This is a genomic window from Mesorhizobium sp. M0571 (assembly GCF_040320985.1).
Classification (GTDB): domain Bacteria; phylum Pseudomonadota; class Alphaproteobacteria; order Rhizobiales; family Rhizobiaceae; genus Mesorhizobium.
In genome coordinates this window covers 31,061-56,940 of the sequence record NZ_JAMYQT010000023.1, presented here as the reverse complement: position 1 = coordinate 56,940, position 25,880 = coordinate 31,061, and the positions used below count along the sequence as shown (strand labels likewise).

At 60.9% G+C, this 25,880-nt stretch carries 22 protein-coding genes; 14 read left to right on the top strand and 8 right to left on the bottom strand.

The genetic code is table 11. The annotated features are described in order from the left end of the window. Positions 1-322: 322 nt before the first annotated feature. The gene (locus NKI85_RS24465) at positions 323-1,165 is read right to left on the bottom strand and encodes a hypothetical protein (RefSeq protein ID WP_352526898.1); all 843 of its coding nucleotides are present in this window, start codon (positions 1,163-1,165) and stop codon (positions 323-325) included. Here NKI85_RS24465 and NKI85_RS24460 point away from each other — a divergent pair. From NKI85_RS24460 to NKI85_RS24445, 4 genes are all read left to right on the top strand, one after another. Then, the gene (locus NKI85_RS24460; protein WP_352778421.1) at positions 1,158-2,330 is read left to right on the top strand and encodes an efflux RND transporter periplasmic adaptor subunit; all 1,173 of its coding nucleotides are present in this window, start codon (positions 1,158-1,160) and stop codon (positions 2,328-2,330) included. The two genes, NKI85_RS24465 and NKI85_RS24460, sit on opposite strands and share 8 nt — an antisense overlap. After that, positions 2,327-5,434 carry an efflux RND transporter permease subunit gene (locus tag NKI85_RS24455; protein WP_352526900.1) on the top strand — a complete coding sequence of 1,036 codons (3,108 nt, stop codon included), beginning with the start codon at positions 2,327-2,329 and terminating at the stop codon, positions 5,432-5,434. The genes NKI85_RS24460 and NKI85_RS24455 overlap by 4 nt, the downstream gene beginning before the upstream one ends. Before the next feature lie 75 nt (positions 5,435-5,509). Further along, complete coding sequence (locus NKI85_RS24450) at positions 5,510-6,043, top strand: c-type cytochrome (RefSeq protein WP_352778419.1); 534 nt, start codon at positions 5,510-5,512, stop codon at positions 6,041-6,043. 296 nt (positions 6,044-6,339) lie between these two features. Further along, positions 6,340-6,867, top strand: a complete 528-nt coding sequence (locus NKI85_RS24445) for a BA14K family protein (protein WP_352778417.1) — start codon at positions 6,340-6,342, stop codon at positions 6,865-6,867. 267 nt (positions 6,868-7,134) lie between these two features. On the opposite strand, the gene NKI85_RS24440 is transcribed toward NKI85_RS24445, so the two are convergent. From NKI85_RS24440 to NKI85_RS24430, 3 genes are read right to left on the bottom strand one after another with little or no spacing between them, the layout of a single operon-like run. Then, positions 7,135-9,252: a xanthine dehydrogenase family protein molybdopterin-binding subunit gene (locus NKI85_RS24440; RefSeq protein ID WP_352778415.1), complete on the bottom strand. Its 2,118-nt coding sequence runs from the start codon at positions 9,250-9,252 to the stop codon at positions 7,135-7,137. A gap of 12 nt (positions 9,253-9,264) precedes the next feature. Continuing rightward, positions 9,265-10,248, bottom strand: coding sequence for an FAD binding domain-containing protein (locus NKI85_RS24435; RefSeq protein WP_352778413.1), 984 nt, complete (start codon positions 10,246-10,248; stop codon positions 9,265-9,267). Then, positions 10,245-10,817 (bottom strand): 2Fe-2S iron-sulfur cluster-binding protein, encoded by a 573-nt coding sequence (locus NKI85_RS24430; RefSeq protein ID WP_352526905.1) that lies wholly within the window; start codon positions 10,815-10,817, stop codon positions 10,245-10,247. Before NKI85_RS24430 ends, NKI85_RS24435 begins: the two co-directional genes overlap by 4 nt. A 531-nt stretch (positions 10,818-11,348) precedes the next feature. Between NKI85_RS24430 and NKI85_RS24425 the strand changes: the two genes are divergently transcribed. Next, positions 11,349-11,756, top strand: a complete 408-nt coding sequence (locus NKI85_RS24425) for a cupin domain-containing protein (RefSeq protein ID WP_352526906.1) — start codon at positions 11,349-11,351, stop codon at positions 11,754-11,756. 24 nt (positions 11,757-11,780) lie between these two features. Here NKI85_RS24425 and NKI85_RS24420 read toward each other — a convergent pair whose 3' ends face one another. Next, positions 11,781-12,320 carry a c-type cytochrome gene (locus NKI85_RS24420; RefSeq protein WP_352526907.1) on the bottom strand — a complete coding sequence of 180 codons (540 nt, stop codon included), beginning with the start codon at positions 12,318-12,320 and terminating at the stop codon, positions 11,781-11,783. Further along, the gene (gene soxC, locus NKI85_RS24415) at positions 12,307-13,596 is read right to left on the bottom strand and encodes a sulfite dehydrogenase (protein ID WP_352778410.1); all 1,290 of its coding nucleotides are present in this window, start codon (positions 13,594-13,596) and stop codon (positions 12,307-12,309) included. The genes NKI85_RS24420 and soxC overlap by 14 nt, the downstream gene beginning before the upstream one ends. Before the next feature lie 329 nt (positions 13,597-13,925). On the opposite strand from soxC, the gene NKI85_RS24410 reads away from it, so the two are divergent. The 8 genes from NKI85_RS24410 to NKI85_RS24375 all read left to right on the top strand — a co-directional run bounded on the left by NKI85_RS24410 (position 13,926) and on the right by NKI85_RS24375 (position 20,736). Continuing rightward, entirely contained in the window at positions 13,926-14,378 is a 453-nt protein-coding gene (locus NKI85_RS24410; protein ID WP_352778408.1) for a DUF2231 domain-containing protein, read from the top strand. Positions 14,379-14,404: 26 nt separating this feature from the next. After that, on the top strand, positions 14,405-15,733 hold the full coding sequence (locus NKI85_RS24405) for a PQQ-dependent sugar dehydrogenase (RefSeq protein ID WP_352778452.1): 1,329 nt from the start codon (positions 14,405-14,407) through the stop codon (positions 15,731-15,733). Next, positions 15,688-16,092, top strand: coding sequence for a hypothetical protein (locus NKI85_RS24400; protein WP_352778406.1), 405 nt, complete (start codon positions 15,688-15,690; stop codon positions 16,090-16,092). The genes NKI85_RS24405 and NKI85_RS24400 overlap by 46 nt, the downstream gene beginning before the upstream one ends. Before the next feature lie 97 nt (positions 16,093-16,189). Then, positions 16,190-17,128, top strand: a complete 939-nt coding sequence (pqqB, locus tag NKI85_RS24395) for a pyrroloquinoline quinone biosynthesis protein PqqB (protein ID WP_352778449.1) — start codon at positions 16,190-16,192, stop codon at positions 17,126-17,128. After that, complete coding sequence (locus NKI85_RS24390; protein ID WP_352778404.1) at positions 17,125-17,613, top strand: thiaminase II/PqqC family protein; 489 nt, start codon at positions 17,125-17,127, stop codon at positions 17,611-17,613. The genes pqqB and NKI85_RS24390 overlap by 4 nt, the downstream gene beginning before the upstream one ends. Further along, positions 17,613-17,909: a pyrroloquinoline quinone biosynthesis peptide chaperone PqqD gene (pqqD, locus tag NKI85_RS24385; RefSeq protein ID WP_352778402.1), complete on the top strand. Its 297-nt coding sequence runs from the start codon at positions 17,613-17,615 to the stop codon at positions 17,907-17,909. Before NKI85_RS24390 ends, pqqD begins: the two co-directional genes overlap by 1 nt. Further along, complete coding sequence (gene pqqE, locus NKI85_RS24380) at positions 17,906-19,075, top strand: pyrroloquinoline quinone biosynthesis protein PqqE (RefSeq protein ID WP_352778399.1); 1,170 nt, start codon at positions 17,906-17,908, stop codon at positions 19,073-19,075. The genes pqqD and pqqE overlap by 4 nt, the downstream gene beginning before the upstream one ends. A gap of 200 nt (positions 19,076-19,275) precedes the next feature. Further along, the gene (locus tag NKI85_RS24375; protein ID WP_352778397.1) at positions 19,276-20,736 is read left to right on the top strand and encodes an MHYT domain-containing protein; all 1,461 of its coding nucleotides are present in this window, start codon (positions 19,276-19,278) and stop codon (positions 20,734-20,736) included. A gap of 202 nt (positions 20,737-20,938) precedes the next feature. Here the strand turns inward: NKI85_RS24375 and NKI85_RS24370 are convergent, their stop codons facing one another. Continuing rightward, on the bottom strand, positions 20,939-21,535 hold the full coding sequence (locus NKI85_RS24370) for an NADPH-dependent FMN reductase (protein WP_352526915.1): 597 nt from the start codon (positions 21,533-21,535) through the stop codon (positions 20,939-20,941). A gap of 8 nt (positions 21,536-21,543) precedes the next feature. Then, complete coding sequence (locus tag NKI85_RS24365) at positions 21,544-22,533, bottom strand: aldo/keto reductase (protein WP_352778395.1); 990 nt, start codon at positions 22,531-22,533, stop codon at positions 21,544-21,546. A gap of 1,018 nt (positions 22,534-23,551) precedes the next feature. Between NKI85_RS24365 and NKI85_RS24360 the strand changes: the two genes are divergently transcribed. Then, positions 23,552-25,876: an FdhF/YdeP family oxidoreductase gene (locus NKI85_RS24360; protein WP_352778393.1), complete on the top strand. Its 2,325-nt coding sequence runs from the start codon at positions 23,552-23,554 to the stop codon at positions 25,874-25,876. The last annotated feature ends 4 nt before the right edge of the window (positions 25,877-25,880 follow it).

Genomic DNA, 25,880 nt, shown 5'->3' with positions numbered 1-25,880 from the left:
AGCGGAGACTTCATCTTGCCGATGCGTTTGCTCGGACGCGCCAGAATAATCCATAGCGAACAACGAAGTTCTCCATTAGACACTGCTGCTACACCACCGTCACATGCTCGGATTGGCGTGCGAATAGGGAAATCCAGCCGCCTTTAGGGAAGAGCGCTTCCCCTCCATCTGGCATCATCCCCCTATCTGCTCGGACGAACCCGATACCAATCCAGGGATGAAATCCGTTAGGTGCTGCGTCCGCGCCCAAAACCCTTGGCCGCGCGGCGTATAAGATCGGAGCGGCGGCAATACTACGACGTTGTTTCACCGATGCCAACATCTAGACACACGAAACGACGGTAGTTCCAATGCGAAATGAGCATAATGTTGCGATGCCAAGCTTGCTGATCACCGTGGCGATCGCACTATTGTCCAGCGGGCCGAGCTTCGCGCAAGTCAGCACGACCACGCCCGCAATAGGAATGACTTCGCCCCTCTCTGCAGTTGGTTCGCCCCTCAATCCGGTTGGTACTAATCCGGTTGGTATTCCCTTGGGCGCTGTCGAGCTCGATCCTGGTGGCTTGACGACGTTCAGCTCGGCAACGACGTCTGGCTCCATGGGCAGCGCGGGTAGCTCCATGGGAATCGCGAATAGTTCCATGAGCAACTCCGGGTGTACCAATGTCGTGGCACCAGGTGTTCTGGCGTCAAGTTCCGGGGTTGCCGGAAGCACTTCCACCCCTTCCACTTTCGACGGCGGCGGCATGAGCGGAACCACGTCCACGAGCGGGATGTCGTCTGCGAGCTTGACGGGTTCCACAGCATCGGGCACCTGCAACTCGACAAGCTCGAGCACGTCGGCTTCCAGCACCACAGCGACACTATCAACTACCACCGGGACATCGTCCGGGACATCGTCCACGAGTGTTGGGACTCCGGTTGGGATTCCGCTCGGGTCTTCAGAACTCGGCAATTTGGGAGTGAGCTCGATAACGGGCATTCCAACACCCAATATATCCGATCCGGTAACAAGCCCGAGCGTGACCGTTCCAACAGTCGGTACACTAGGCACGTCCTGCGTCAGCACGGGTGTGACAGGCACAAGCAGCACGTTGTCGACATCTGGCTGCTGAAAAAAGCGATCCCTTAAGAGCCGTCTCTCGTAGGAGCCCTCGATGCGCAAGCGACCCTTTATTATTGCCGCGCTGCTGATCATAGTCGGTGGCGTTGGTCTTGCAGCAAAGCACATCTACGATCCTTCCGAGCCCGCGGCGGCCTCCGCTCCTCCCCCGGCGGTCCCTGTCGTTGCCGGAAAAGTAGCCAGTCAGGATGTGCCTATTTACCTTCGTGGGGTAGGAACGGTAATCGCCTACAACAACGTGGTGGTGCACAGCCTGATCTCAGGACCGATTACGAAAATCACATTCAAACAAGGCCAGACAGTAAAAAAGGGCGATCTGCTGGCACAGATCGATCCAAATCCCTATCAGGCACAAATCGATCAGATTACTGCTACCCGCGATCGCGACCAGGCGCAGCTCGTCAATGCACAGGCAAACCTGGACCGCTACACGCCACTGCTGGCGAAGGGTTTTGCCACTTCCCAACTGGTAGCCACGCAGAAGGCACAAGTGATCCAGCTCCAGGCGACAATCAAGGCAGACGAGGCTCTGCTACAGGCCGCACAGATCAATCTCAGCTACACCCGCCTGACCTCGCCGATCGACGGCGTAACGGGTATCCGGCAGATTGACGAAGGCAACATCATCCACCCGACCGATACTTTTGGCCTGGTCGACGTTGCGCAGATCCAACCGATCTCGTTGATCTTCACGCTGCCCGAGGACACTCTTCTGCAAATCCAGCAGCAGATGGCCAAGGGGGAGCTTACGGTCCTTGCGTACAGCCAGGACGACAAGACCCAGCTCGACGAAGGCAAGCTCCTGCTTGTCGACAACCAGATCGTCCAGACGACGGGCACGATCCGTCTCCGGGCCACGTTTCCGAACGCACGGAACCAACTCTGGCCGGGTGCGCTCGTCAATGCACGGTTGCTTCTCAATACCCGCAATGGCGGGCTGACCATCGCCGAGTCGGCAGTGCAGCAGGGTCCGAACGGCTCCTACGTCTATGTCATTGCGCCTGATGGAACCGCACAGATGCGGCCCGTCACCGTCGCACAGATGACCGGGGGAGAAGCTCTCATCGATTCGGGTCTCAAGGCGAACGAAACCGTCGTGGTCGACGGACAGTACAGGCTCGCGCAGGGCACCCCCGTCCAAGTGCTGCACGGCAAAGCCGCTCAACAAGCCGACCTGCAAAGCGCAGTGCAGCAGGCGATCCCGTGAACATCTCCGCCCCTTTTATTCACCGGCCGATTGCGACAGGCCTGCTGATGGTGGGCCTGCTGCTGTGCGGGCTCGCTACCTACCAGCTTCTGCCAGTCGCATCCTTGCCGAACGTCAACTTTCCCACCATTCAGGTATCAGCGCAGCTGCCCGGCGCCGATCCCGAAACCATGGCGTCGTCGGTAGCCACCCCGCTCGAGCAACAGATCAGCCAACTCCCCGGCGTGACCCAGCTGACTTCGGCCAGCGCGCTTGGCAGCACGCAGCTCACCGTTCAGTTCGACCTCAGCCGTAGCGTCGACAGTGCAGAAGTCGACGTGCTGTCGGCGATCAATGCCGCCAGCCCCTATTTGCCGCTGGGCATCCCCTATCCGCCGACCATCCGAAAGGTTAATCCGGCGGACACACCGATCCTGGTGCTCGCATTGACCTCCGATACCCTGCCCCTGACGACGGTCGATGCCTATGCGGAAAACATCCTGCTGCCGAAGATCTCGCAAATCTCCGGCGTGGGTCTTGTCGGCCTTGGCGGCCAGCAGAAGCCGGCGATCCGCGTGCAGATCAATCCGCAAGCGGCCGCCGCCCGCGGCATCGGGCTTGAAGATGTCCGCAACGTGCTCGGCGAGGCCAATGTCGATATTGCAAAGGGAACGCTCAACAGCCCGCGTCAAACCTTCACGCTCAACACCAACGACCAGTTGCTCAAACCTGGCCCTTACAATGATATCATAATTGCCTATCGCAATGGCTCCCCTGTGCGCATCCGTGACATCGGCACCGCGATCGACGGGCCGGAGAACCACTTTGTGGCAGGTTGGTTCGGCAAGAAACCCGCCATCTTGATGGCTATCCGGCGCCTGCCCGGTGCCAATGTGATCGAGACGGTCGGCCGCATTCAGGCTCTGTTGCCCCAACTCCAGGCGTCGATCCCGCCCGGCATCAAGGTCTCGGTCGTTTCAGACCGCACACAAACCATCCGTGCCTCGGTCTCGGACGTGCAGTTCACCTTGATGCTGACCGTTGCCCTGGTGGTGATGGTGATATTCCTGTTTCTGCGTAATTTCTGGGCAACAGTCATTCCCGCAATAACCGTGCCCCTTTCGCTCGTCGGCACCTTTGCCGTGCTCTATGTGTTTGGTTACAGCCTCGACAATCTGTCGCTCATGGCCTTGTCGATCGCGGTCGGCTTCGTCGTCGACGATGCAGTCGTCGTGATCGAGAACATCGTCCGCCACGTCGAAGAGGGCCTCACCCCGATGGAGGCTGCACTAAAGGGCTCGAGCGAAATCGGCTTCACCATCGTTTCGATTACGCTTTCGCTGATCGCTGTATTCATTCCACTGTTCCTGATGGGTGGCTATGTCGGCGAACTCTTCCAGGAATTCGCCGTGACGGTGAGCGTTTCACTGATCCTATCGCTGGTGATCTCGCTCACGCTGACGCCAATGATGTGCGCGCGTCTGCTCAAGAATGAGGCCAACGTCAGGCACGGGCGGCTGTATTATATTTGCGAAAGCGGCTTCGACGCGCTGCTTGGATTGTATGAACGGGGCTTGAAGATCGTCCTGCGGCACACTTTCGTTACGCTGCTCGTCATGCTCGGAACGATTGCCGTCACCGGCTATCTCTACGTTGTCATCCCGAAGGGCTTTTTCCCGCAACAAGACACCGGTCTGATTATCGGCGTCACCGAGGCCGATCAGGATATCTCGTTCCCGGCTATGGCCCAGCGCCAGCAGGCGATAATCGACACCGTGCTGAAGGATCCGGCGGTAGCCTCGGTCGGAGCCTCGATAGGAGCAGTCGGCGGAAGTACGCTCAATCAAGGGACGATGTACATTGCCTTGAAGCCCAACAACCAACGTGACGTCAGCGCCGATCAGGTGATCAACCGGCTATCTTCCCAACTCTCCAAGACCCAAGGCATAGCGCTTTACATGCAGGCGGCGCAGGACATCACCGTCGGCGGTCGAGTTTCGAAGACGCAGTATCAATACACTCTGGCCGATGCCGATTCCAACGAGCTCAACCATTGGGCGCCGATCTTCCTCGATAAGCTTAAAGGTCTGCCGGGAATCATCGACGTGGCCACCGACCAGGAGAATGCAGGACCACTGCTCGATGTGACCGTCAATCGCGAAGTCGCGTCGAGTTTCGGAATCCTCCCGTCGACGATCGACAACACGCTCGACGATGCCTTCGGCCAGCGCATCGTCTCCACAATGTTCACTCAGCTCAACCAGTATCACGTCGTTCTCGAGGTCAGCCCGGAATTCCAGTACGGTCCCGAAGCGCTGAAGGATATCTATCTGAATTCCTCGTCAGGGCAGCAGGTGCCGTTAAGCGCCCTGGTGACCAGCGTGACCAAGGCTGCGCCGATCGTGATCAATCATCAAGGCATGTTCCCGGCGGTCACGATCTCCTTCAATCTGAAACCGGGCGTGGCGCTCGGAAATGCGGTCGCCGCTATCCAGCAGTTCGAACGCGATGCCGGAAAGCCCGCTTCGCTTGCAACCAGCTTCCAGGGCAACGCGCAGGCCTTTCAGTCGGCGCTGTCAGGCACACCAATCCTGATCGGGGTGGCGCTGGTGGTGATCTACATCATCCTCGGAGTGTTGTACGAGAGTATAATCCATCCGATTACCATTCTTTCGACGCTGCCTTCGGCCGCCATCGGCGCCTTGTTGTTGCTGATGGCGGTCCATATGGACTTCAGCGTGATAGCGATGATCGGCGTTATCCTGCTGATCGGCATCGTCAAGAAGAACGGCATCATGCTCGTCGACTTTGCGCTCGAGGTCGAGAGGAACGAAGATCTGAGTCCACAGGAGTCGATCTACCGGGCTTGCACCATACGTTTCAGGCCGATCCTGATGACCACCATGGCGGCGATTCTAGGCGGCGTGCCGATGATGCTGGGCACCGGCGCCGGATCGGAAATCCGCCAGCCGCTCGGCTACACCATCGTCGGCGGGTTGGTGCTCTCGCAAGTGCTGACGCTTTATACGACGCCGGTGGTCTACCTCTATCTTGATCGGCTGGGCAGGTTCCTGGGCGGCATGCGCGGTAGGCGGGTGATGCCCATTGAAACCCCCGGCGAATGAATGCCGTCTCGCTCATGACTGCCGGTGCCGAGGCCGACAGATGCCGCCACAAGACATCAAGTTGAGGAGTTCCAGATGTTGGCTCGTTTGACCCAGGCGCTCGGCATCGCTGTCGTTGCGATTCCTGCTGGAAGCCTGCTTTTCCTTTACATGAGCGGGTCTGACGCTTCCCCGCTGGTGCCGATCGCCATGAGCGCCGCCTGCGCCCCGCAAACGGCAATGCCATGCACCGTCGCTGCTACAGCCGCCGCACGGGTGGAGGTCCCTGCAAATATCGAGACGCCGGCGGCGGAGCAGGCTGGAGCGCACCTGTTTCGGGAGAACTGCGTCCAATGCCATGGGGCTCCAGGCCTTGCCGCGACCGTCCAGGGGATGACCCCGGCGCCTCCGAACTTGTTGCTCGCCGGCCGGCGGAACGATCCCGCCGAGGTCTTCCCGAAGATCAAGAATGGCATTCCCGGAACAGCAATGCCTGCCTGGGGCGATCAGATTCCGGATCAAAGCATCTGGGCGCTCGCGGCGTTCCTTCACCATTCTCGGGGCATCTCGGCGGACGCATTCGACGCACTGAGCACGGCAGAGGTAAAGCCCGGAGAAGGGGCACACTAACCGGCGTCCGTCCGCGACGGAAGCGAAACACCAGCCAAGGCCATCGGCGCATTCTGCCCCTCAGCCTGACGACGCCAGTTTTGGATTGAGGAACAGCAGCGTGGCAAATGTAACAGGCCGGCCCGCGCTCGGCATGGCACTTCAGGAAATTCGCGGCGATTGAGGAGCGTTCGTCGTCCTCGGCGTCGCGAAAGCCAACCTATTCGTGGCAACTTCGGCTTCGGTCCTCTACATCGGCGCCCGCCGCGGCGGAATATCGGTATCTGCCAAATGTCGTTGCCGCGGCTACCCCAAGAATGATTCTTGCCCATCCTTTCCATCTCCGTAAGATTACGCGCCCATTAAGACGGAGGTATAACTTAAAGTATCAAAATTTATGCCGATTAAATACTTTCGTTCCATCGCTGAATAGATTTGCTCGAAATATATCAAAGGCGGGCTTTTCATACACTTTGAAAAAGCCAACCTTGATGGAGTTTATTATGCGAAAATCAACATTAATCTTAACGACGATCGCTTTGGGCGCAGTGCTGGCGATTGGTTCGGTGTCAGAATCGATGGCCCGCGGCGGTGGTGGTGGCCACGGCGTCGGCTTCGGCGGTGGCGATCATGGCTTCGGCGATCGTGGCTTCGGTCGCGGTTATGGCGGCGTTGGGGGGTGGTGGGACGATTGGGGTCCTGACTACTATCCTTACTATGGGAACTATGCCGCAAATGACGACGCTAATGTCACTTCCTGCGAGGCGCGGTACCATTCGTACAATCCCGCCACCGGGACATATCTTGGATATGACGGACATCGTCACTACTGCTCGCGACACTGAGCCTTTCGGATCCGGGCTCCACAGACCAGTGGGGACCGGATCCCTGTGGTATCGACCGGGTGTGACTCGATCGACATGTTGGAATGAGAGCGGGGTGAGACGTGTCGCATCGCGACACCACCCGAAAGCGGCCGGCACCAGCGATCAACACAGAAAAGGTAACGGTTCCAGCGCCACATCCAGGCCGGCGCTCACTGCCGTGCCGCCACCCGGCAACTGCGCAAGCAGCCGAGACCAGACGTTTGAAGAGGACTTTGCCTTGTAAAGCTAGGGGTCAAGCTTTTCGAGTGTGGCCAGCAACTTGTCCGAGGTGGCGGGAAAGTCGCGGATACGTGCGCCGGTAGCGTTATGAATGGCGTTCATGATCGCGGCTCCGGCGCCGCAAATGCCCAGTTCGCCGACGCCCTTGCTGCCGAGGGGACTGCCGTGCGGATCGGCCTCATCCAGAAACACCACGTCCATCGCGCCGACATCGGCGTTTACCGCGACATGGTAGTTGGCCAGGTCTTGGTTGATGAAGGAGCCGAAGCGCAAGTCGACATGGTTTTCCTCGAGCAGCGCCGAGCCGATGCCCCAGGTCATGCCGCCGATCATCTGCGAGCGGGCGGTCTTTGCATTGAGGATGCGGCCGGCCGCGAACACGCCGAGCATGCGTCGGACGCGCACCTCACCGGTGTCCCGATCGACGCCGACTTCCGCGAAATGCGCGCCGAAGCCGGCGTGCGAATACGCCTCGTCGAGATCGGCGGGCGTGACCGACCCCAAGGCTTCCGTCGTTCCGGAGGCGCGCCCGGCCTTGAGTTTGCGGCAGGCCGCAAGAACCGCGGAACCGGACGTCGCCGCCCCAAAAGAGCCGCCCGAGCCGGCGGTGGGCGGAAAGCGAGTGTCACCAAGGCGAACCGCAACACGGTCGACCGGCATATCCATCGTGTCGGCGGCAATCTGCGTCAGGATCGTGTAGGAGCCGGTGCCGATGTCAGTCATCGCCAGCTCGATGGTCAGCCGGCCGTCGCTCTCCAGCCGCGCCCGCGCCGTCGCGCTCTGCAGCACGTCGCCGCGGATCGCCGAGGCGACGCCGAGGCCGACAAACCAGGGCCCGTCGCGAACGCTGGCCGGCTTTGCGACGCGCTTGTCCCAGCCGAAGCGGGCAGCGCCCTCACGCAACGCCTCTGCGAGATGGCGCGAGGCGAACGGCCGATCCTGCTCAGGATCGCTCTGTGTGTCATTGCGCAAGCGCAACTCGACCGGATCGAGGCCGAGGGCGTCCGCCAGCTCGTCCATCGCGCATTCGAGCCCCAGCAGGCCGATCGCCTCGCCCGGGGCGCGCATCGAATCCGAACGCGGCAGATCGAGCTTTGCGCGGCGATGCCGGGTCAGCCGGTTGGGCGCGGCATAAAGCCTGCGGGCCGCGTCGACGACCGGCTCGGTGAACTGGTCGAAGCGCGCGCAATGTACCAGTGCTTCCTGGCCGTACGCGGTCAGCCGGCCATCGCGGTCCGCGCCCAGTCGTATGTGCTGCTCGGATGCCGTGCGGTGTGTCGTGGTATGGAAGAGCTGCGGGCGTGTCATTGCCACCTTCACCGGTCGACCAAGCGTGCGGGCGCCGATCGCGGCGAGGGTCGCGTCCACATAGTACGGTAACTTGCTGCCGAAACCGCCGCCGACATAACGGGTGATGATACGGACATCCTCCTTGGGGATGTTGAACGTTCGGGCGAGACCTTCCTGCGGACTCGCCGTCAACTGCGCGGAGGTGTGCACCGTCAACATCTCGCCCTCCCATGCCGCCATTGTCGCATGTGGCTCCATCGGAGCCTGATGCTGATAGGGCGTTGTGTACTTTGCGTCGATCCGCACCTGTGCGTTGGCAAAGGCGGATTCGAAATCACCCGTGGCACTGTCGGCGGGAGCATTGCCGTCGATCCGGCCGGGGTTTTCGGCGGCAGGACCCGCGGCATGCAGGTCATAGTCACCCGGTATTGGATTGTACCGGATGCGGACCATCGCGGCGGCCGCGCTGGCCTGCTCGAACGTTTCGGCGACCACGAAGGCGACAGGAAAGCCGAAATAGAGCACCTCGTCGGTGTTGAGCGCGGGCTCTGCCCGCGCAAAGCGGTCCGGCAGATCGACCGGACCCCAGGGCGCCTGGGCCGGCGCATTGTCCTTGGTGAGCACGAGCAGCACGCCCGGCAAGCGTTGTGCATCGCGCGCATCGATTCCCGCGATGCGGCCCTTGCCGATCGATGCGCTCACGATCACGCCGTAGGCGGCGCTTCCTTGCGCCGCGTACTCAAAGGCATAGGTGGCCCGGCCAGTTACCTTCAGTCGCCCATCGATGCGATCGAGAGGAAGCCCGATTACGTCGGCGTGCTTGCTTTCGGCCATGCTCGCTTCTCCTCAGGCGCCGACAGCGTCGGCCAGTGTGGCCCGCAGCGTTCGGCGTGCGAGCGGGATCTTGAAGTCGTTGTGGCCATAGCCACGCGCATTTTTGAGCGCGGCTATGCCGGCGGCATCAAAAGACGCTCGAGTCGCCGAGGCGCCGTCCAGCGAGGCTTCGGCTTCCGCCGATCGCCATGGCTTGTAGGACAGGCCGCCGAACGCGACGCGCGCGGCGCGCACCCTGTCACCCTCGCGCTCTACGACGACAGCGACCGAAACGAGCGCGAACGCGAAGGAGGCGCGATCGCGGACCTTGCGATAGACTTGACGACCCTTCGGCGGCGGCGGCAGGAGCACCGACCGGATCATCTCACCCGGTGCCAGAACCGTTTCAATATGGGGCGTGCTGCCGGGCGCTCGATAGAGCGCGTCGATCGGGATGGTCCGAATTGCGCCATCAGCAGCGACGGTCTCCACCCGCGCATCGAGTGCCGTCATGGCGACCGCCATATCTGACGGATGCGCGGCGATGCAGTCGTCGCTCACGCCCATCACGGCGTTCATCCGGTTGATGCCGTGCAGCGCCGCACATCCGGACCCCGGCACACGTTTGTTGCACGGTTTAGTGGTGTCATAGAAGTAGGGGCATCGCGTACGCTGGAGCAGATTCCCACCGGTCGTGGCCTTGTTGCGAAGCTGCGTCGAGGCGCCCGCCAGGATCGCCTGCGACAGCAGCGGATAGAGGCGGCGGACGCGCATGTCGGCGGCAAGCGCGCTGTTCGTGACCCCCGCGCCGATGCGCAGGCCACCCTCCCCCGTGCTTTCGATGATGTCGGCGAGCGGCAGCAGACCGATGTCGACCAGCAGTTCAGGCGTCTCAATCTGCAGCTTCATGAGATCGATGAGGTTGGTGCCACCGGCGATAAACTTGGCTCCCGGTGCGGCTGCAGTGGCACAGGCGGAAGCGACCCCGCTTGCCCGTTCGTAGCGGAACGGCTTCATCCGCGGCCTCCCTCGTTCACGTCGCGGATTGCTGCAACAATGTTGGGATAGGCTGAGCACCGGCAGATATTGCCGCTCATCCGCTCGGCGATCTCGGCATCCGACAGCGCTGGCCGGGTCGCGACATCCGCTGTCACATGGCTTGGCCAGCCCGCCCTGTGTTCGGCCAGCAACGCGACGGCCGAGCAAATCTGACCGGGCGTACAGTATCCGCATTGCAATCCATCATGGCGCACAAAGGCGGCCTGCATCGGATGGAGATCGCCGTCCTCTACCAGACCCTCGATGGTGGTGATCTCATCGCCGTCGTGCATAACCGCAAGCGTCAGGCAGCTGTTGATGCGCTGTCCGTTGACGATTATCGTGCAGGCGCCGCACTGTCCTTGGTCGCAGCCTTTCTTCGTGCCGGTCAAGGCGAGGTGCTCGCGCAGCGTATCGAGCAACGTCGTGCGGGGGTCGAGATCGAGGGCGTGCTGCCGCCCGTTGACGCTCAATCTGACATTCTCTTTCGGCAACGATGAGGGTTCTGCGGTCGCCTCGGCAAATGCTGGCGGCGAAGCCAGCACCATGGTCGTAACCCCGGCTGTCCCAAGAAACCGCCGCCGGGATATGGATGAGCGAGGAGTGAGTTCTCTTTCCATGGCAGTGTCTCCGACTGGATGCGGATGAGGACGTACCCGTTTGACCGAAAATGAAATCGCGCATTTTTGCGCGATATGGCCCGGTCTTGCGTTGATTTCAGGAAACTTTCGTCGGACTGGAGCTTTGCGTATCCGTCGGTGAGGCCTTTGAGGAACGATGAGAGCGCGCTCTTCACAAGCGCCGAGGAAGGTACCGCAGCCGCGCTGCGATATCGCTTCGAACGCGCCGCTGCACGCTGCTATCGCAAAAGGCGCAAGCGAAAAGCAGAGCCAGCAATTTCGGACAAGCAAAACAGCTTTGATAGGATCACAGGAAGATGGCTGCGAGCAAAGCTGTATGCCTGCGCTCAACGCGATTGATGGATGGCAGCGCGCCGCGAGGCCCGCTGCTGAATCCAGCGGCAACCATGCCTCGAACTGAGGCCGCCTTTCACCACCGACAAGGAGCCATCCATAGACATGGTGACGGAATATCCCTCAATTCGTATTATCAGCCCGACCACTTTCGACGCGGGCACGGCACAGACGCCTGGCTCCGTTCGCCTGGCCGCGGTCGCGCCGCAGCTCGGCATCGAATCGGCGATATGGGGCGGGCTGTTCGAGGTCATGCCTGGAGCCAGTACAGGCATCCACCATCATGGAGAGCAGCAGACGATTGCCTATGTCTTATCGGGCACCTGCAAAGTCCGCTGGGGCGTGAGGGGAGAATACGCCGCGAGCGCGAAAGCCGGCGATTTCATTCATGTGCCTGCATTCCTGCCACACATGGAGATCAATCCATCGGATTCGGAGCCTTTTCACTGGGTGGTCGTCAGGAGCACCCCAACGCCAATCGTGGTGAACCTCCCTAATCATACGTGGCCATGACGGTTACGCTTCGTGCGAGACACGTCACGGCACGTCGGGACGGGGATCGCCGACGAACATGCTCCGGTTCGGCATCTCGATCGCGCTCAGTGTCTTGGCGTCGAGCGTTGCATCCGCCGGAAGCAGTCCGTTCAGATTGAGGATGTAGGCGGAGACCGCGTAGACATCCTCGTCGCTCAGCGATTGCGGCGCCGTCAGCGGCATCGCGCGGCGGATGTAGTCGAACAATGTCGGGGCGTACGGCCAATAGCTGCCAACGGTTTTGACCGGATTTGGCGTCGCCAGCGTGCCTTTCCCGCCGACCAATTTGTCGCCAAGCCCGCCCTCGCCCTTCGCGCCATGACAGGACGCGCATTGCTGATCGAACACCATACGGCCTTGACTGACACTGCCACTTCCCGGCGGAAGGTTTTTGCCGTCGCGATCGATATCGATGTTCCAGCCCGCAATCTCAGCCGACGTTGCTGATCGACCGATGCCGTAGGGGCCTTGCGCCTGAGCGCGCACAACGAATGCCAGCCCAAGCACGGCGAGCACCGCGATACAAAACTCACGCGTTGCCATTGGACACCTCGCCATCCGCTGCGATGCGCCACGGCCAAATGGCGTTGTTGTGGTAATAATAATTGTCGCCACGCACGGCGAGAAGCTCGGCCAATGTCGGCTGGACGTAACCCGTCTCGTCTGTTGCTCGGCTTTGAATCACGGCCGGTCCACCGCCCCATTGCCAGGGAAGCCTGAAGCGCGTCAGCGCCCGCGTCAGCACCGGCTCCTGCAGCTGGGCGTCTTGCCAGCTCTTGCCGTCATCGACCGAAACCTCTACCCGCTTGACCTTGCCATGTCCGCTCCAGGCGATACCGCTGATCTCGTGAAAACCCGGTGCGCTCAGCCGTTGGCCACCCGAGGGCCGCGTGATGATGGACTTGGCTTCCATGTAGAACGTGAAGTCACGTGCCGATCCGTCTGGCATCAGGTCGGTGTATTTGGATGTTTCTTCGCGTGAGTAAGTCGGTTCCGCAGTGACGTGCAGACGGCGCAGCCACTTTATGCTCATGTTGCCCTCAAAACCCGGCAGCAGAAGCCGCAGCGGATAGCCTTGCTGCGGGCGTAGGCGCTCGCCGTTCTGGCTGTAGATCAGCATCGCGTCGCCGAGACATTTTTCGATCGGAATGCTGCGTGTCATCGCTGCTGCATCCGCGCCTTCAGCGACGACCCATTTCGCGCCTGGCTGCAGTCCTGCTTCCTGCAGAACGACCTTCAGGCTGACTCCGGTCCATTCGGCGCAACTCACGAGACCGACAAGGTCGGATGCCGTCTTGCCGAAGGGTTTCTTGTAGGAGGGATTGCCGGAGCATTCGAGAAAATAGATATGCGATTCCGAAGGGAAGCGCCGGATGTCATCCATGGTGAAGATCAGAGGCTTGTCCACCAGGCCATGCAGCATCAGTCGATGCTGCGCCGGATCAATCGTGGGCACCCCGCTATGATGGCGTTCGTAGAACAGTCCGTTTGGCGTGATGATGCCATCGAGATCCTGCAGCGGCGTCCGTCCCGATGCGGACAGATATTGCGGCAGATTCTTCGGGATATTCTTGATAACGCCCTTCTCGAACGGCGAAGGCGTTCCATAGGGCTGGCTTCCCATCGGGTCGCCGGGCGTCTTCATCCATTCCGGAATGTTGGGCGGCAGATTGTCAGCACTATCGCTTGCGGCCAGCGCTTCGTTGCCCGCGAGGCTGCCCGCGACGACGGCTCCGCCCAGCAACGCACCACCTTCGCGCAGAAACCGCCGGCGTGATGTCAGGCCAAGATCATTGTCGACGTCGGTTGGCACGGTCATCGCGTCTCCTCCATTCGAACACAGCGACGATAAAGCACCGCAAACGGGACATCGGAACGGGACATCATCGGTCAGCAAGACGTTGACCAGCCGTTATTGTGTGGAGCTATGGCGACCGCGCGTCGATGAATTGTAATTCATCAAGGCAAGGCACCGCTTGCCGAGGATTGCTGCTCTTGCGTCATTCTTGCCGTTAGGCGACCGACCCTAAACCTAAGTATTCCCTTCTCAACCGGACGTAACAGATAGATAAGCCTTCGTTTAATAGTCCGGCTCATCGACCTGCGGTTACGTTCGGGGTGTAACTTGGGTAACCGGATGGCACTACAATGACAACCGATAGCACCAGCACTTCACCCGACCGGATGGACTTGACCGTCGGAAGACAAGCAATTCTTCCGCTATTGGTGGCGTTTTCCATCGCTTGCTTCGCGGGCGCTTTGGTCACCGATATCATCTATTGGCAGACCGTAGCCGTGACGTGGGAGACGTTCTCCATCTGGCTGATAACGGCCGGCCTCATCCTGGCAGGCTTTGCGGTCATAGCTTTCGTAATCGACTTTGTCCGCGGCAAGCGAGGCCGTACGCTTGCCTTGCCTTACGCGGTTGGCTACGCGCTCGCCGTTCTGCTCTCGCTGATAAATGCCTTCGTCCACAGCCGCGACGGCTACACGGCAGTTGTGCCAACGGGCCTGACGCTTTCCGCCCTCACCATAATCATCCTGTTGATCGGTGCCTGGGTCGGCTCGGTATATCGCTATCGCATTGGAGCAAGCATATAATGCACGCTGTCAAAATTGCACATTCGATGAAGCGGCCTCGTCTGGCCTCTCTCGTTGTCGCTGTTGCCGGGCTGGGTCTCGCCGGCTGTGACAATGGTGGCGGCGACCCCAGCAAACAGGTCGGTGCCAATCCCCCGCTGCCCGCGCTGCAGCAGTTTTTGGTACCGCCGATAAAGGTCGCGAAAGTCGTCGCATGGGGACAGGAAACTCCGACGGTGCCGGCGGGATTGCAGGTCCATGCTTTCGCCACCGGCTTTGAGCATCCAAGATCCCTCTACACCCTTCCCAACGGGGACGTGTTGGTGGTTGAAAGCAATGGTCCGAAAGCGCCGATCTACCGCCCCAAGGACATAGTTCAAAGCTGGGTCACCTGGTACGCTGGCGCAACCGCCGAGGGCGGAAATCGCATCACGCTGCTCCGCGATACCAATGGCGACGGCGTTCCCGAGCTGCGAACCGTTTTCCTAGACCGCCTCAATTCACCCTTTGGCGTCGCATTGGTTGGCCATGATCTCTACGTTGCCAACACCGATGGAATCGTCCGCTATCCCTATCAGGACGGGCAAACCAGCATCAGTGCCCCCGGCACCAAGCTAACCGACCTGCCAGGTGGACCCATCGATCATCATTGGACAAAAAGTATGGTGGCCAGCCCGGATGGCTCCAAGCTCTATGTGGGGGTCGGATCAAACAGCAACATCACCGAGAACGGAATTGGGGCCGAATATGAACGAGCTGCGATCTGGGAGGTCGACCGGGCATCGGGCGCCCATCGTATCTTCGCCAGCGGCCTGCGCAATCCGACAGGGCTTGCCTGGGAGCCTGTGACCGGCAAGCTCTGGGCCGTCGTCAACGAGCGCGACGAGATCGGTCCCGACCTGGTTCCGGATTATCTGACCTCGGTTCGGGACGGAGCTTTCTACGGCTGGCCCTATAGCTATTACGGCCAGCACCTCGACCCTCGGGTCCAACCGCAGCGACCGGACCTGGTGGCCACGGCGATCCCGCCGGACTACGCCTTGAGCTCTCACGTGGCGCCATTGGGTGTGGCGATGTATGCAGGCACCAACCTTCCCCCAAGCTACCACGGCGGTGCCTTCGTAAGCGAACATGGAAGCTGGGATCGAACCCCCCTCAATGGTTACAAGGTGGTTTTCGTGCCGTTTAGCGGGGGACGCCCCAGCGGCCCGGCGCAGGACGTCGTCACCGGCTTTCTCGATGCGAGCAACCAGGCGCGCGGGCGGCCTGTTGGTTTGGCGGTCGATCGATCCGGCGGACTGTTGGTAGCGGACGACCTGGGAGACACCGTATGGCGGGTGTCGTCGAACGGTTCCCCGACCGCGTCCAACAATTGACGCAACAGGCGATCGAACAAGAATCCGGCTGCAGCGATCCGCAAGAACAGCATCGGACGAGCCGCCGGATTCGGTTTCGAGTTTTTCAGGACGTTTTGTTTCATTTGTCCATTTTCAAAGTGATGGACGAGCCATTGCACACCGATGCCTCGCAATGGCTGATCAGCTACCGGATCGGTCCTTTCGGACCGGCGCAACAGGAGAAAACAAATGAAGAAGAGCTGGACCAAACCGAGCATGTGCCAGGTCCCCGCAAGCCTGGAAATATCGCGGTATCTGCCTGCAAGAATGACTCCCAAGAAATAGGCAGCAGAGGTGCGTGTCCCCGGGTCAGGGGCACGCACCTTCCCATCGGGTAAACCCATGACAAGCCTGGACGCGTACGATGTCGGCCGTGACGCTTCCACGGTTGCGATTTCTGGGGGCGATGGAGAACGCCGCGAAGTGGAAACCACCGTGCGCCTGAAGATCGTCGGATCGGCCGCAGGCGGCGGTTTTCCGCAGTGGAACTGCAATTACCGGCTGAGCCGTGCGGCCCGTGCCGGGGCAGCGGGCATCTCCCAGCGGACGCAATCGAGCCTCGCTGCATCCGCCGACGGTCGCGACTGGGTTCTCTTCAACGCCTCCCCCGACATCCGCCAACAGATCGCGCAAACGTCCGAATTGGAGCCCAGCGCCGCCGCGCCGCCGCGCTCGACGCCGATCCGAGCGGTGGTGCTTACCAATGGCGATGTCGATCACGTCGCCGGCCTGCTCACCCTGCGCGAGCGCCAGCCTTTCGCCATCTATGCAGCGACGCAGGTTCTGGCAGTACTCGAGGCGAATTCAATTTTCAACGTGCTCGATCCGGCAATCGTGCCGCGGCGCGTGCTCCCGCCGGAAGGTGAACTGAAGATTTGCGATGCGAACGGCCGGAAAACTGGCGTGACGATCGAGAGCTTCGCAGTTCCTGGAAAGGTGGCGCTCTATCTGGAGGATTCCGCCCTGCCCGAAGCCGATTTCAGTTCCGACAAGGGCGATACGATCGGGGTGCGCATCACCAGCGACAAAGGCGGCGGCTCGGTCTTCTATATTCCCGGCTGCGCGCGCATCGATGCGGTTTTGCGCTCGCGTCTGGACGGCGCGGCCTGCCTGTTGTTCGATGGCACGGTCTACACCGACGACGAGATGATCGCAGCCGGCGTCGGAGAGAAGACCGGCGCGCGCATGGGACATCTCGCAATGTCGGGAGAGACAGGGTCGATCGCCAGGCTGGCCGGCGCGGAGATCGGACGCCGCATCTTTGTCCACATCAACAACACCAATCCGGTTCTCGACGAAAACTCGTCCGAACATGCGGTAGTCAGGGCGTCGGGCTGGGAAGTCGCAGATGACGGCATGGAGATAGAATTGTGAGCGGTTTCCATGACGCGGCCAGAAGCGGATTGTCCGCAACGGGACTGGAAGCGGTGCTCCGGCAGGTAGGCGCCGAGCGCTGTCACAATCGCCACCTCTTCCACCACAGGATGACCGCGGGCTCCCTATCGAAGATGCAGGCCTGGGCGTTGAACCGTTACTGCTACCAGGCGGTCATTCCCCGCAAGGACGCCACGATCCTCGCGCGCGCCAAGGATCCGACCTTTCGGGCGGCGTGGCGCAAGCGCATAGAGGACCATGACGGCGAGGATGGCCGGAGCGGCGGCGTGGCACGCTGGCTGCATCTCGCAGCCTCGCTCGGTCTTGATGCGGATGCCGTGGAAAGCGGGAGGCTGGCGGTCGCCTCGTCCCTGACGGAACTGATCTCACCAGCGATTATAGGCGAGCGCGTACCGGCGCTTCAGCATGCCTATGGCGAGGAGAAGAACATCCCGCCCGGCGCTTTCCGGCCGCAGGAAGCATAATGACGGCGCCGCGCGAAAGAACAATGGTCTCGCTGCGGTCGGTGCCGTCGCTGCCAAAACATGTGCGCATCCGGCTCGATCCCGTGCGACAGGCTATTGCCGTACTTTCACCGGAGCAAATTTTCTGGCCGAACGACATCAGCCTCGACATCCTGCGCCGTTGCGACGGACGCTCCCCCGTTGGCCAGATCATCGCCGATCTCGCAGTGGCATATGACGCACCGGAGGGAGAAGTGGCCGGCGACGTCACCGCTTTCCTCCAGGAGTGGAGCGACAAATTGTTGGTGTCGCTATGAACGGGTCCCATATCCCACCTATCGCCATGCTGGCGGAACTGACCCACCGCTGCCCGCTGCAATGTCCTTATTGTTCCAATCCAACCGAACTCCTAAAGGCCAATCGCGAACTCGATATGCAAACCTGGCTCGATCTGTTCCGGCAAGCCGCGGACCTCGGCGTTCTCCAGGTCCATCTTTCGGGCGGCGAGCCGACGCTCCGCCGCGACCTCGAGCAATTGGTTGCCGGCCTTTCCGAACGCGGCGTCTATACCAATCTCATCACCGCCGGCGTCGGCATCGCCGAAGGCCGCATCGAAGCCTTGGCCGAGGCCGGTCTCGATCATATCCAGGTGAGTTTCCAGGGCGCACGATCGGCGACGGCCGAGCTGATCGGACACTATCGCGGCGGCTTTGAGAAGAAGCGGGAGACGGCGAGGCGCGTGCGGGCGGCTGGCTTGCCGCTCACCATTAACGCGCCGATCCACCGCCACAATATCGAGGAAGTGCCGGAATTCATCGAGCTTGCGCTCTCGCTTGGCGCCGAGCGGCTGGAGATAGCCAACGTACAGTATGCAGGCTGGGCGCTCGTCAATCGCGATGCGTTGATGCCGAGACGCGCTTCCGTCGAGCGGCAAGTGGAAATTGTCGAAGCCGCCCAGGAGCGGCTGCGTGGGATCATGAACATCGATTTCGTCACGCCGGATTATTTCGCGATCTATCCCAAGCCCTGCATGGGCGGTTGGGCGCATGACGCTTTCATGGTCGCACCCGACGGCACTGTGTTGCCTTGCCACGCCGCGCAGACGATCCCCTCATTACGCTTCGAGCGTTTCGGGCCACGCACGCTGGCCGAGATCTGGGCCGATTCACCGTCGTTCAACGCTTTCCGTGGAACGGATTGGATGCAGGAGCCGTGTCGTGGCTGCGAACGGCGCGAGATCGACTGGGGTGGTTGCCGATGTCAGGCGATGGCGATTGCCGGCGATCCCGCCGCGACAGACCCGGCCTGCATCAAGTCGCCGATCCACGCTCGCATGGGAAAGTTTATCGACGATGCCCTCACAACTGCGGTTTCGGTGGGAAGCCAAAGCGACAAAGCCGCTGAAAGCTTCGTGTATCGCCGCATAGCCCCGTCACAACCCGGCCTGCCAAACGCGCCTAGTGGTCGAGATAGATTTCCGTAAACAGATACTGGAAATACTTCCACAGGATCGGCATCACTGCATACGAGCCTTCGTGGAATCGCAGCTGACCTCGGTGCGAACCGCAGCTCGTATCCTGGGTCGAGCCGATGGCTTCTGGGATCGGATTGTGGTAGGCCCAACCGGCACATTGGCGGATAGGTCGCCCACCGGACTCGGATCTGAAAATTGGGCTGATCCCGATGATCGTTACCGGAACACACAATCCGTATCTCGTCGCTTTTTCGATTCTGGTCGCCGTCTTCGCGTCTTACACTGCCCTCGATCTCGGTGGGCACGTGGTGGCCACGCGAGGACTTGCGCGTCACCTGTGGCTGGTGGCGGCCGCGATCACAATGGGGGGCGGAATATGGTCGATGCACTTCGTCGCCATGCTCGCCTTCATCATGCCGTCTCCGATGTCCTACGACATCGGATTGACCACCCTTTCGCTCGCGGTTGCGATCTGCGTAACCGGCGGCGGTTTTTACGTCATCAGTCGCCGAAGGGCATCACCGTTTCGCCTCATGCTCAGCGGCATCTGCATGGGACTTGGCATTGCGGCTATGCATTACGTCGGCATGGCGGCGATGCGGGGGCCCGCCCAGCTCAGCTACGACCGCTTATTCGTTGCGCTCTCCCTGGCCATAGCGATTGGCGCGGCGACGGTGTCACTATGGCTGGCATTCCGAACCACGGCTCCTGAACAAAAACTCGTTGCCGCCATCGTCATGGGGCTGGCCATTTCCGGCATGCACTACACGGCTATGGAAGCGGCCATTTTTACCGCTCACGGCTCCGTTCACGACGCCCAAGGAAACGCAAATCTCGATCAAACCAATCTAGCGCTGGCGGTTGCCAGCGTTACGTTCGTTGTTCTGGCCTGCGCGTTGATCGCCTCTCTGTCAGAGCAGAAGCGCGCCGAAGAAGCGCTGCGTCAGACGCAGGCAAATCTCGTGCATGTCGCGCGCGTGACAACGCTGGGCGAGCTGACCGCCTCGATCGCCCATGAAGTCAACCAGCCGCTCGCCGCCATCGTCACCAACGGTGAGGTTTGCCTGCAGTGGCTCGACCGCGAGGTGCCGGACCTCACCGAGGTGCGTGAGGCTCTTGATGCCATGATCAACAATGGCAGGCGGGCAAGCGAGATCATCCAGCGACTTCGCGCGCTTTCGAGGAAGACCGAGACACAGAAGGCGGCGCTGAACATCAACGACGCGATCAGCGAGGTGATCCCGCTGGTGCAGCACGAGGTGCTCAAACACCAGGTGTCGCTGCGCCTGGAACTGGCTCCGACGCTGCCAGCCGTGCTCGGTGACAGGGTCCAGCTGCAGCAGGTGATCATCAACCTGCTGGTCAATGGAGTGGACGCCATGGCCTCGGTCGACAGCCGGCCGCGCGAGCTGGCCATACGGTCGCAAAGGCATGGCCCCGGGCAGGTGCTGATAGCCATCCGGGACACGGGCGTCGGCATTGATCCGCAAAGCGTCAGGGGGATCTTCGAGGCGTTCTACAGCACCAAGCCTAGCGGCATGGGCATGGGGCTGTCGATCTGCCGCTCTATAGTCGAGAGCCACGGCGGAACGATCTGGGCGTCGCCCAATGAGGGGCCGGGCGCCACGTTTCAGTTTGCCTTGCCCTCGCGTCTGGAGCAGGCCGCATGACGTTCTACGTGCAGAACGAGTCGCCAGGTGAGGACAAGGAGCCCCTTCGCCGCTGCGATGCGCGCCTCTATGAGGACGCAGATCACGTGCTTGCCTACGGCATCCGGACAATGGCCGAAACGAGCCCTGATAAGGTCGCCGCCATCCGGCGCGTTAGTCTACGGCTCCTTTCACCGCAGTGTCTTTGGATAATATCCCGACCTCAGCTCGACGACGGGTGCGCATACTCGGCCTGACGAACAGCTGGACAAAGGGCGATCAGGCGATCAATCGCCGACAAGGCGAAGCGCAGGCTGGGCTCATCGACCAATCGTCCATCTCTGATCTTGTCGGCAACGTTACCGATGACGACCTGCGGACCGAGAACGGGACGTGACTGGATGGCGAGCAGCGTCTCGTTGGCCTGTGCCTGAGCACGAACGCCGCCGGTAAAGGCCGGCGACACGGAGATGACGAGCACCGCTTTGCCGGTCAACGCCGATCGACCGAGAGGCCTCGACGCCCAGTCAAGCGCGTTCTTGAGGACGCCGGGAATGCCGTGATTGTACTCCGGCGTCGCGATCACGACCCCGTCGCTTTCCGCGACAGCTTGCCTGAACGCCTGCACCGTCTGCGGTGTCGATGCTCCATCTTCGTCCTGGTCGTAAAGAGGCAGCCGCAGGTCGCCGATCTGGAGATCAACCGCCGGACCCAACGCGAGCTGGAGGCCTCGCAGGACGGCAAGGGAGTAAGAGCCTCGGCGCAGGCTCCCCGGCAAGCCGAGGAGCCGCGCCTGACTACGTGCCTCGATGATCGTCATCGGTGCGATCACTTTCCGGGCTGCAACGGGCCCGAACCGGCGCCGGTCGCTTCGATGGCGGCAGCGATCTCAGCCAAATCCCGCCCGGTCAATTCGAGGCTTGCCGCGTCGAGCCAGCCGTCCACCTGAGCCGGGCTGCGGGCGCCGACGATCGCACCCGTCACCCCCGGCCAGGCCAGCGTCCAGGCGATCGCAACCGCGGCAACGCTGGCGCTGTGACGCTCCGCGATCGGTTTTAAGGCATCGGCGAACGCCAGGTTGCGGGTGAGCTTTTCGCCGGAGAATTCCGCATTGCGGGATCGCCAGTCGTCTTTCGGCAGGGCCCGGGCGCGTGCGGTCGTGAAGCGGCCGGTGAGGAGGCCGGATTGCATGGGGCTATAGACAATGACGCCGGTCTCATGAGCGTGGCACCAGGGCAGTTCGGCCTTGGCGACATCGCGGCGGATCGCGGAGAACGGCGGCTGCAGCGTGTCGACATGGCCCAGGCTTTCGGCCGTTTCCAACTGCGCGGTACTATGATTGGAAAGGCCGACGGCACATACCTTGCCCTCCTTCTTCAGGTCGAGGAGCGTTTGCCAGTACACTTCGAGCGGCGTGCCATCCTCGGCCGGCCAGTGCATTTGGTAGAGATCGATGCGCTCAACGCCGAGGCGCTTCAGCGAGGCTTCCACCTCGCGGCGGATGCTTGCGGGCGCGCCGACTTTGCTGGGGAGCGCTTGGCGATCGTTTTCGTCCCAGATGAGGCCGCACTTGCTGAAAACGTAAGGCCGCTCATTGGCCGGAATCTCAGCGAGCGCTTGACGCACGACCTCTTCCGAGTGGCCGAGGCCGTAAATAGCCGCCGTGTCGATCCAATTGATACCGCGTTCCACCGCATGCCGTATTGCAGTGATCGAGTCGCCATCGTCCTGTGCACCCCAACCAACGGCCCAATCGGCTCCGCCGATCGCCCAGGCGCCGAACCCGACACGCGTGATCTGCATGTCGGTGCGGCCCAAGCGGCGGGTTGCGAGGGCCTTTGCGACTGATGTCGACCGTTGAAGTGTATCCATGTCGTAGCTCCTGTTTACAACGCAACATTGCGTCATCCCTTTCCATCCTTCCGGCAGCGAGATCAGTTCCGTTGTCAGGAAGTATGAACCGTGGACGTTGTTCCCAGCCGCGCAAATGTGGGGCGGCTTCGTTCGGCGAGCAGGGGTGTTCCGGCACTCTTTATGCAAGCCCAGCTAGATGTTGTGCCACTTCTCGTGCCCCTGTCCGTAGTTCCCTCGGAAGGGCGAACTGGGACGTGGGACGTTTGGACCTCGGCCAGTGCGGGACTGGCTGCCAACAGGACGGCCACTAGGCGGAAGTCCATCGCTCAACATCCTCCAGTCGGTATTGCGGGTCGTCTCGCCGAAACATTCCAGGGAGCAGAAGTAGTACTGGCGAGGTATCTTCACCTCACAAGCGCAGTTCAGGCATTCCATTCTCTTGCTCCATCCCTGCAACGCATCGCAGAAAAGCGTTTTTTGAAGTTGTCGAGATAGTAATGTGTTTTCGGAGGGTTTAGGCCTCCGCAACAGTAACAGTAATTTGACGATTTCGTCATGATTTTCTCGATAGGCCTTGCGAATTTCGCGACCAGAGGTTTCGGCATGTATTGAGCTTAAGTGCTGTACAAATCAGCGCCCCAGCAAAACCCGCCGCACCGAAATTCACAAAAGCATACATAGATTTTTCTATTGGCATGAATCATCCGTAGGTATGGCTGGGTAACCTATTTGGGCAGAGCCATAGTTGAGGATTTTTGCCGGAGGCTATCCGCTGGGCGCATTATTTGATTTGGCGAGAACAGCTAACCGAACTGGCGCCGCTCGCGAGACCAGGATTAACACGCTGGTGACTGACTTCGCCGAGAAGCCAATAGCAAAGCCATCGGCGAAACGGGCGAAACTCGAATTGGGGCGGCGTTTTCGAAAGACATTTCTTCGCTCGAGCGCAACACTCCGCACCCAATCTCGAGGATTTCAACGCATGGCACCCAGGAAGTCGATTCGGCCCTACAAATCCGCGGCCGGAGGCTGGGGCGCGTTGCGAGCGACCGGAACAGCCCTGACAGAGCAAGGCATCGCCCTCAGTGGCTCGACGACGCTCCTGCGCATGAACCAGCCGACCGGCTTTGATTGTCCAGGCTGCGCATGGCCCGACCCCAAACACACATCATCTTTTGAATTCTGTGAAAACGGTGCGAAGGCGGTCGCCTGGGAGGCTACGGCGAGGCGTTGCATGCCGGAATTCTTTGCAGCGCACACCGTGAGCGAACTCGAAGGCTGGAGCGACTATGACCTGGAAATGCAGGGCCGCATCACCGACCCGATGGTTTATGACCGCGCTTCCGATCGCTACCTGCCGATCGACTGGGATGATGCCTTTGCCTTGATTGGGCGCCATCTGAACGGCCTTGCCGACCCGAACGCCGCCGAGTTCTATACATCGGGCAGGACATCGAATGAGGCGGCATTCCTGTACCAGCTCTTTGTGCGCGAGTTTGGCACCAACAATTTTCCGGACTGCTCCAACATGTGCCATGAATCGACAAGCGTAGGCTTGCCGAAATCTCTGGGCGTTGGGAAAGGCACGTGCCTGTTGGAGGATTTCGACCTTGCGGATGCAATCTTCATATTTGGCCAGAACCCAGGCACCAATAGTCCACGTATGATGACCAGCCTTCATAACGCATCACGGCGCGGTGCGGCGATCATCTCGTTCAACCCGTTCCGCGAGCGTGCTCTCGAGCGCTTTCAGGCACCGCAAAACCCGATCGAAATGGTGACGATGACGTCGACACCGATCAGCTCCAGGCTCTATCAGGTCCGCGTTGGTGGAGATGTCGCTGTTCTGAAGGGAATGATGAAGGTGCTTGTCGAGGCGGACGAATCCGCGGTTGCCGCCGATAAGCCCCACGTGCTCGACTGGGATTTCATCCACGGCCACACCCAGGGTCTTGACGCAGTTGTTGCCGATCTTCGTGCCACGCCATGGGACGCGATCGAACGCATGTCCGGACTGAGCCAAGCCGATATTACGGCGGCGGCCGAGGTCTATATGCGTGCCGACAGGGCGATCCTCGTCTATGGAATGGGCATTGTCCAGCATTCCAGAGGCACGCAGAACGTGCAGCAGATCGCCAACCTGGCGCTCATGCGCGGCAATGTCGGCAAGCCTGGCGCTGGCGTCTGCCCCGTGCGGGGTCACTCCAATGTGCAGGGCGACCGCACGGTTGGCATCACGGAAACTCCCTCGGATGAATTCCTTGACCGATTGGAGCGCAGGTTCGGCTTCAAACCACCCCGTGCCCACGGCCACAATGTCGTCACCGCCCTTGAAGCCATGGTCCGCGGCGAAGTGAAGGTCTTCATCGCCATGGGAGGCAATTTCGCGGCCGCGGTTCCGGATTGGCAGCAAACACAAAACGCGATTCGCAGCCTTGATCTGACGGTCCAGATATCGACCAAACTCAACCGCAGCCATTTGATTATCGGCCGAGAGGCGCTGATCCTTCCCTGTCTGGGACGTACCGAGGTCGACAACCAGGCGACAGGCCCCCAGTCCATCACCGTCGAGGATTCCATGTCGATGGTGCACGCGTCGGCGGGCCAGAATCGGCCAGCATCCGAACGTCTGTTGAGCGAACCGGCCATTGTCGCCGCAATGGCAAAAGCGACACTTGGGGCACGGTCGGTCGTGGACTGGGACGGGTTAGTCGCTGACTATGATCTTATTCGTGGCGCGATCGAGGACGTGTTGCCGATTTTCCAGGCCTACAACGCTCGTGTGAGAGTTCCCGGAGGATTTCATCTTGCCTCGACAGCGCGCGAGCGCATCTGGATGACGCCGTCGGGCCGGGCCAATTTTCTGGTGTTTGAAGGTCTTGGGGAAGATCCGGACCCGGGCGACGCGGATGGGCTGTGGCTGACTACGGTCCGCAGCCATGACCAGTACAACACCACGATATACTCGCTGTCCGATCGGTATCGCGGCGTTTTTGGACAGCGCGACGTGCTGTTTATCAACCAAAGGGAGATGGATAAACGGGGACTGAAAGCTGATGATCGCGTCGATCTCGTGACACAGTCGACCGACGGCATCAAGCGTGCCGTGCGAGAGTTCAGGATCGTCCCCTACGCATTCCCGGACGGCTGCTGCGCGGCCTATTATCCTGAGACGAATCCACTGGTGCCACTGTATTTGCGTGATCCGAGCAGCTTCACGCCATCTTCAAAGGCCATCCAGATCCGCTTGGTCCGATCGCACGGTCATGAGATGACGGCCGAGCACGTGGTTCGGCTAGGAGTATGATGCC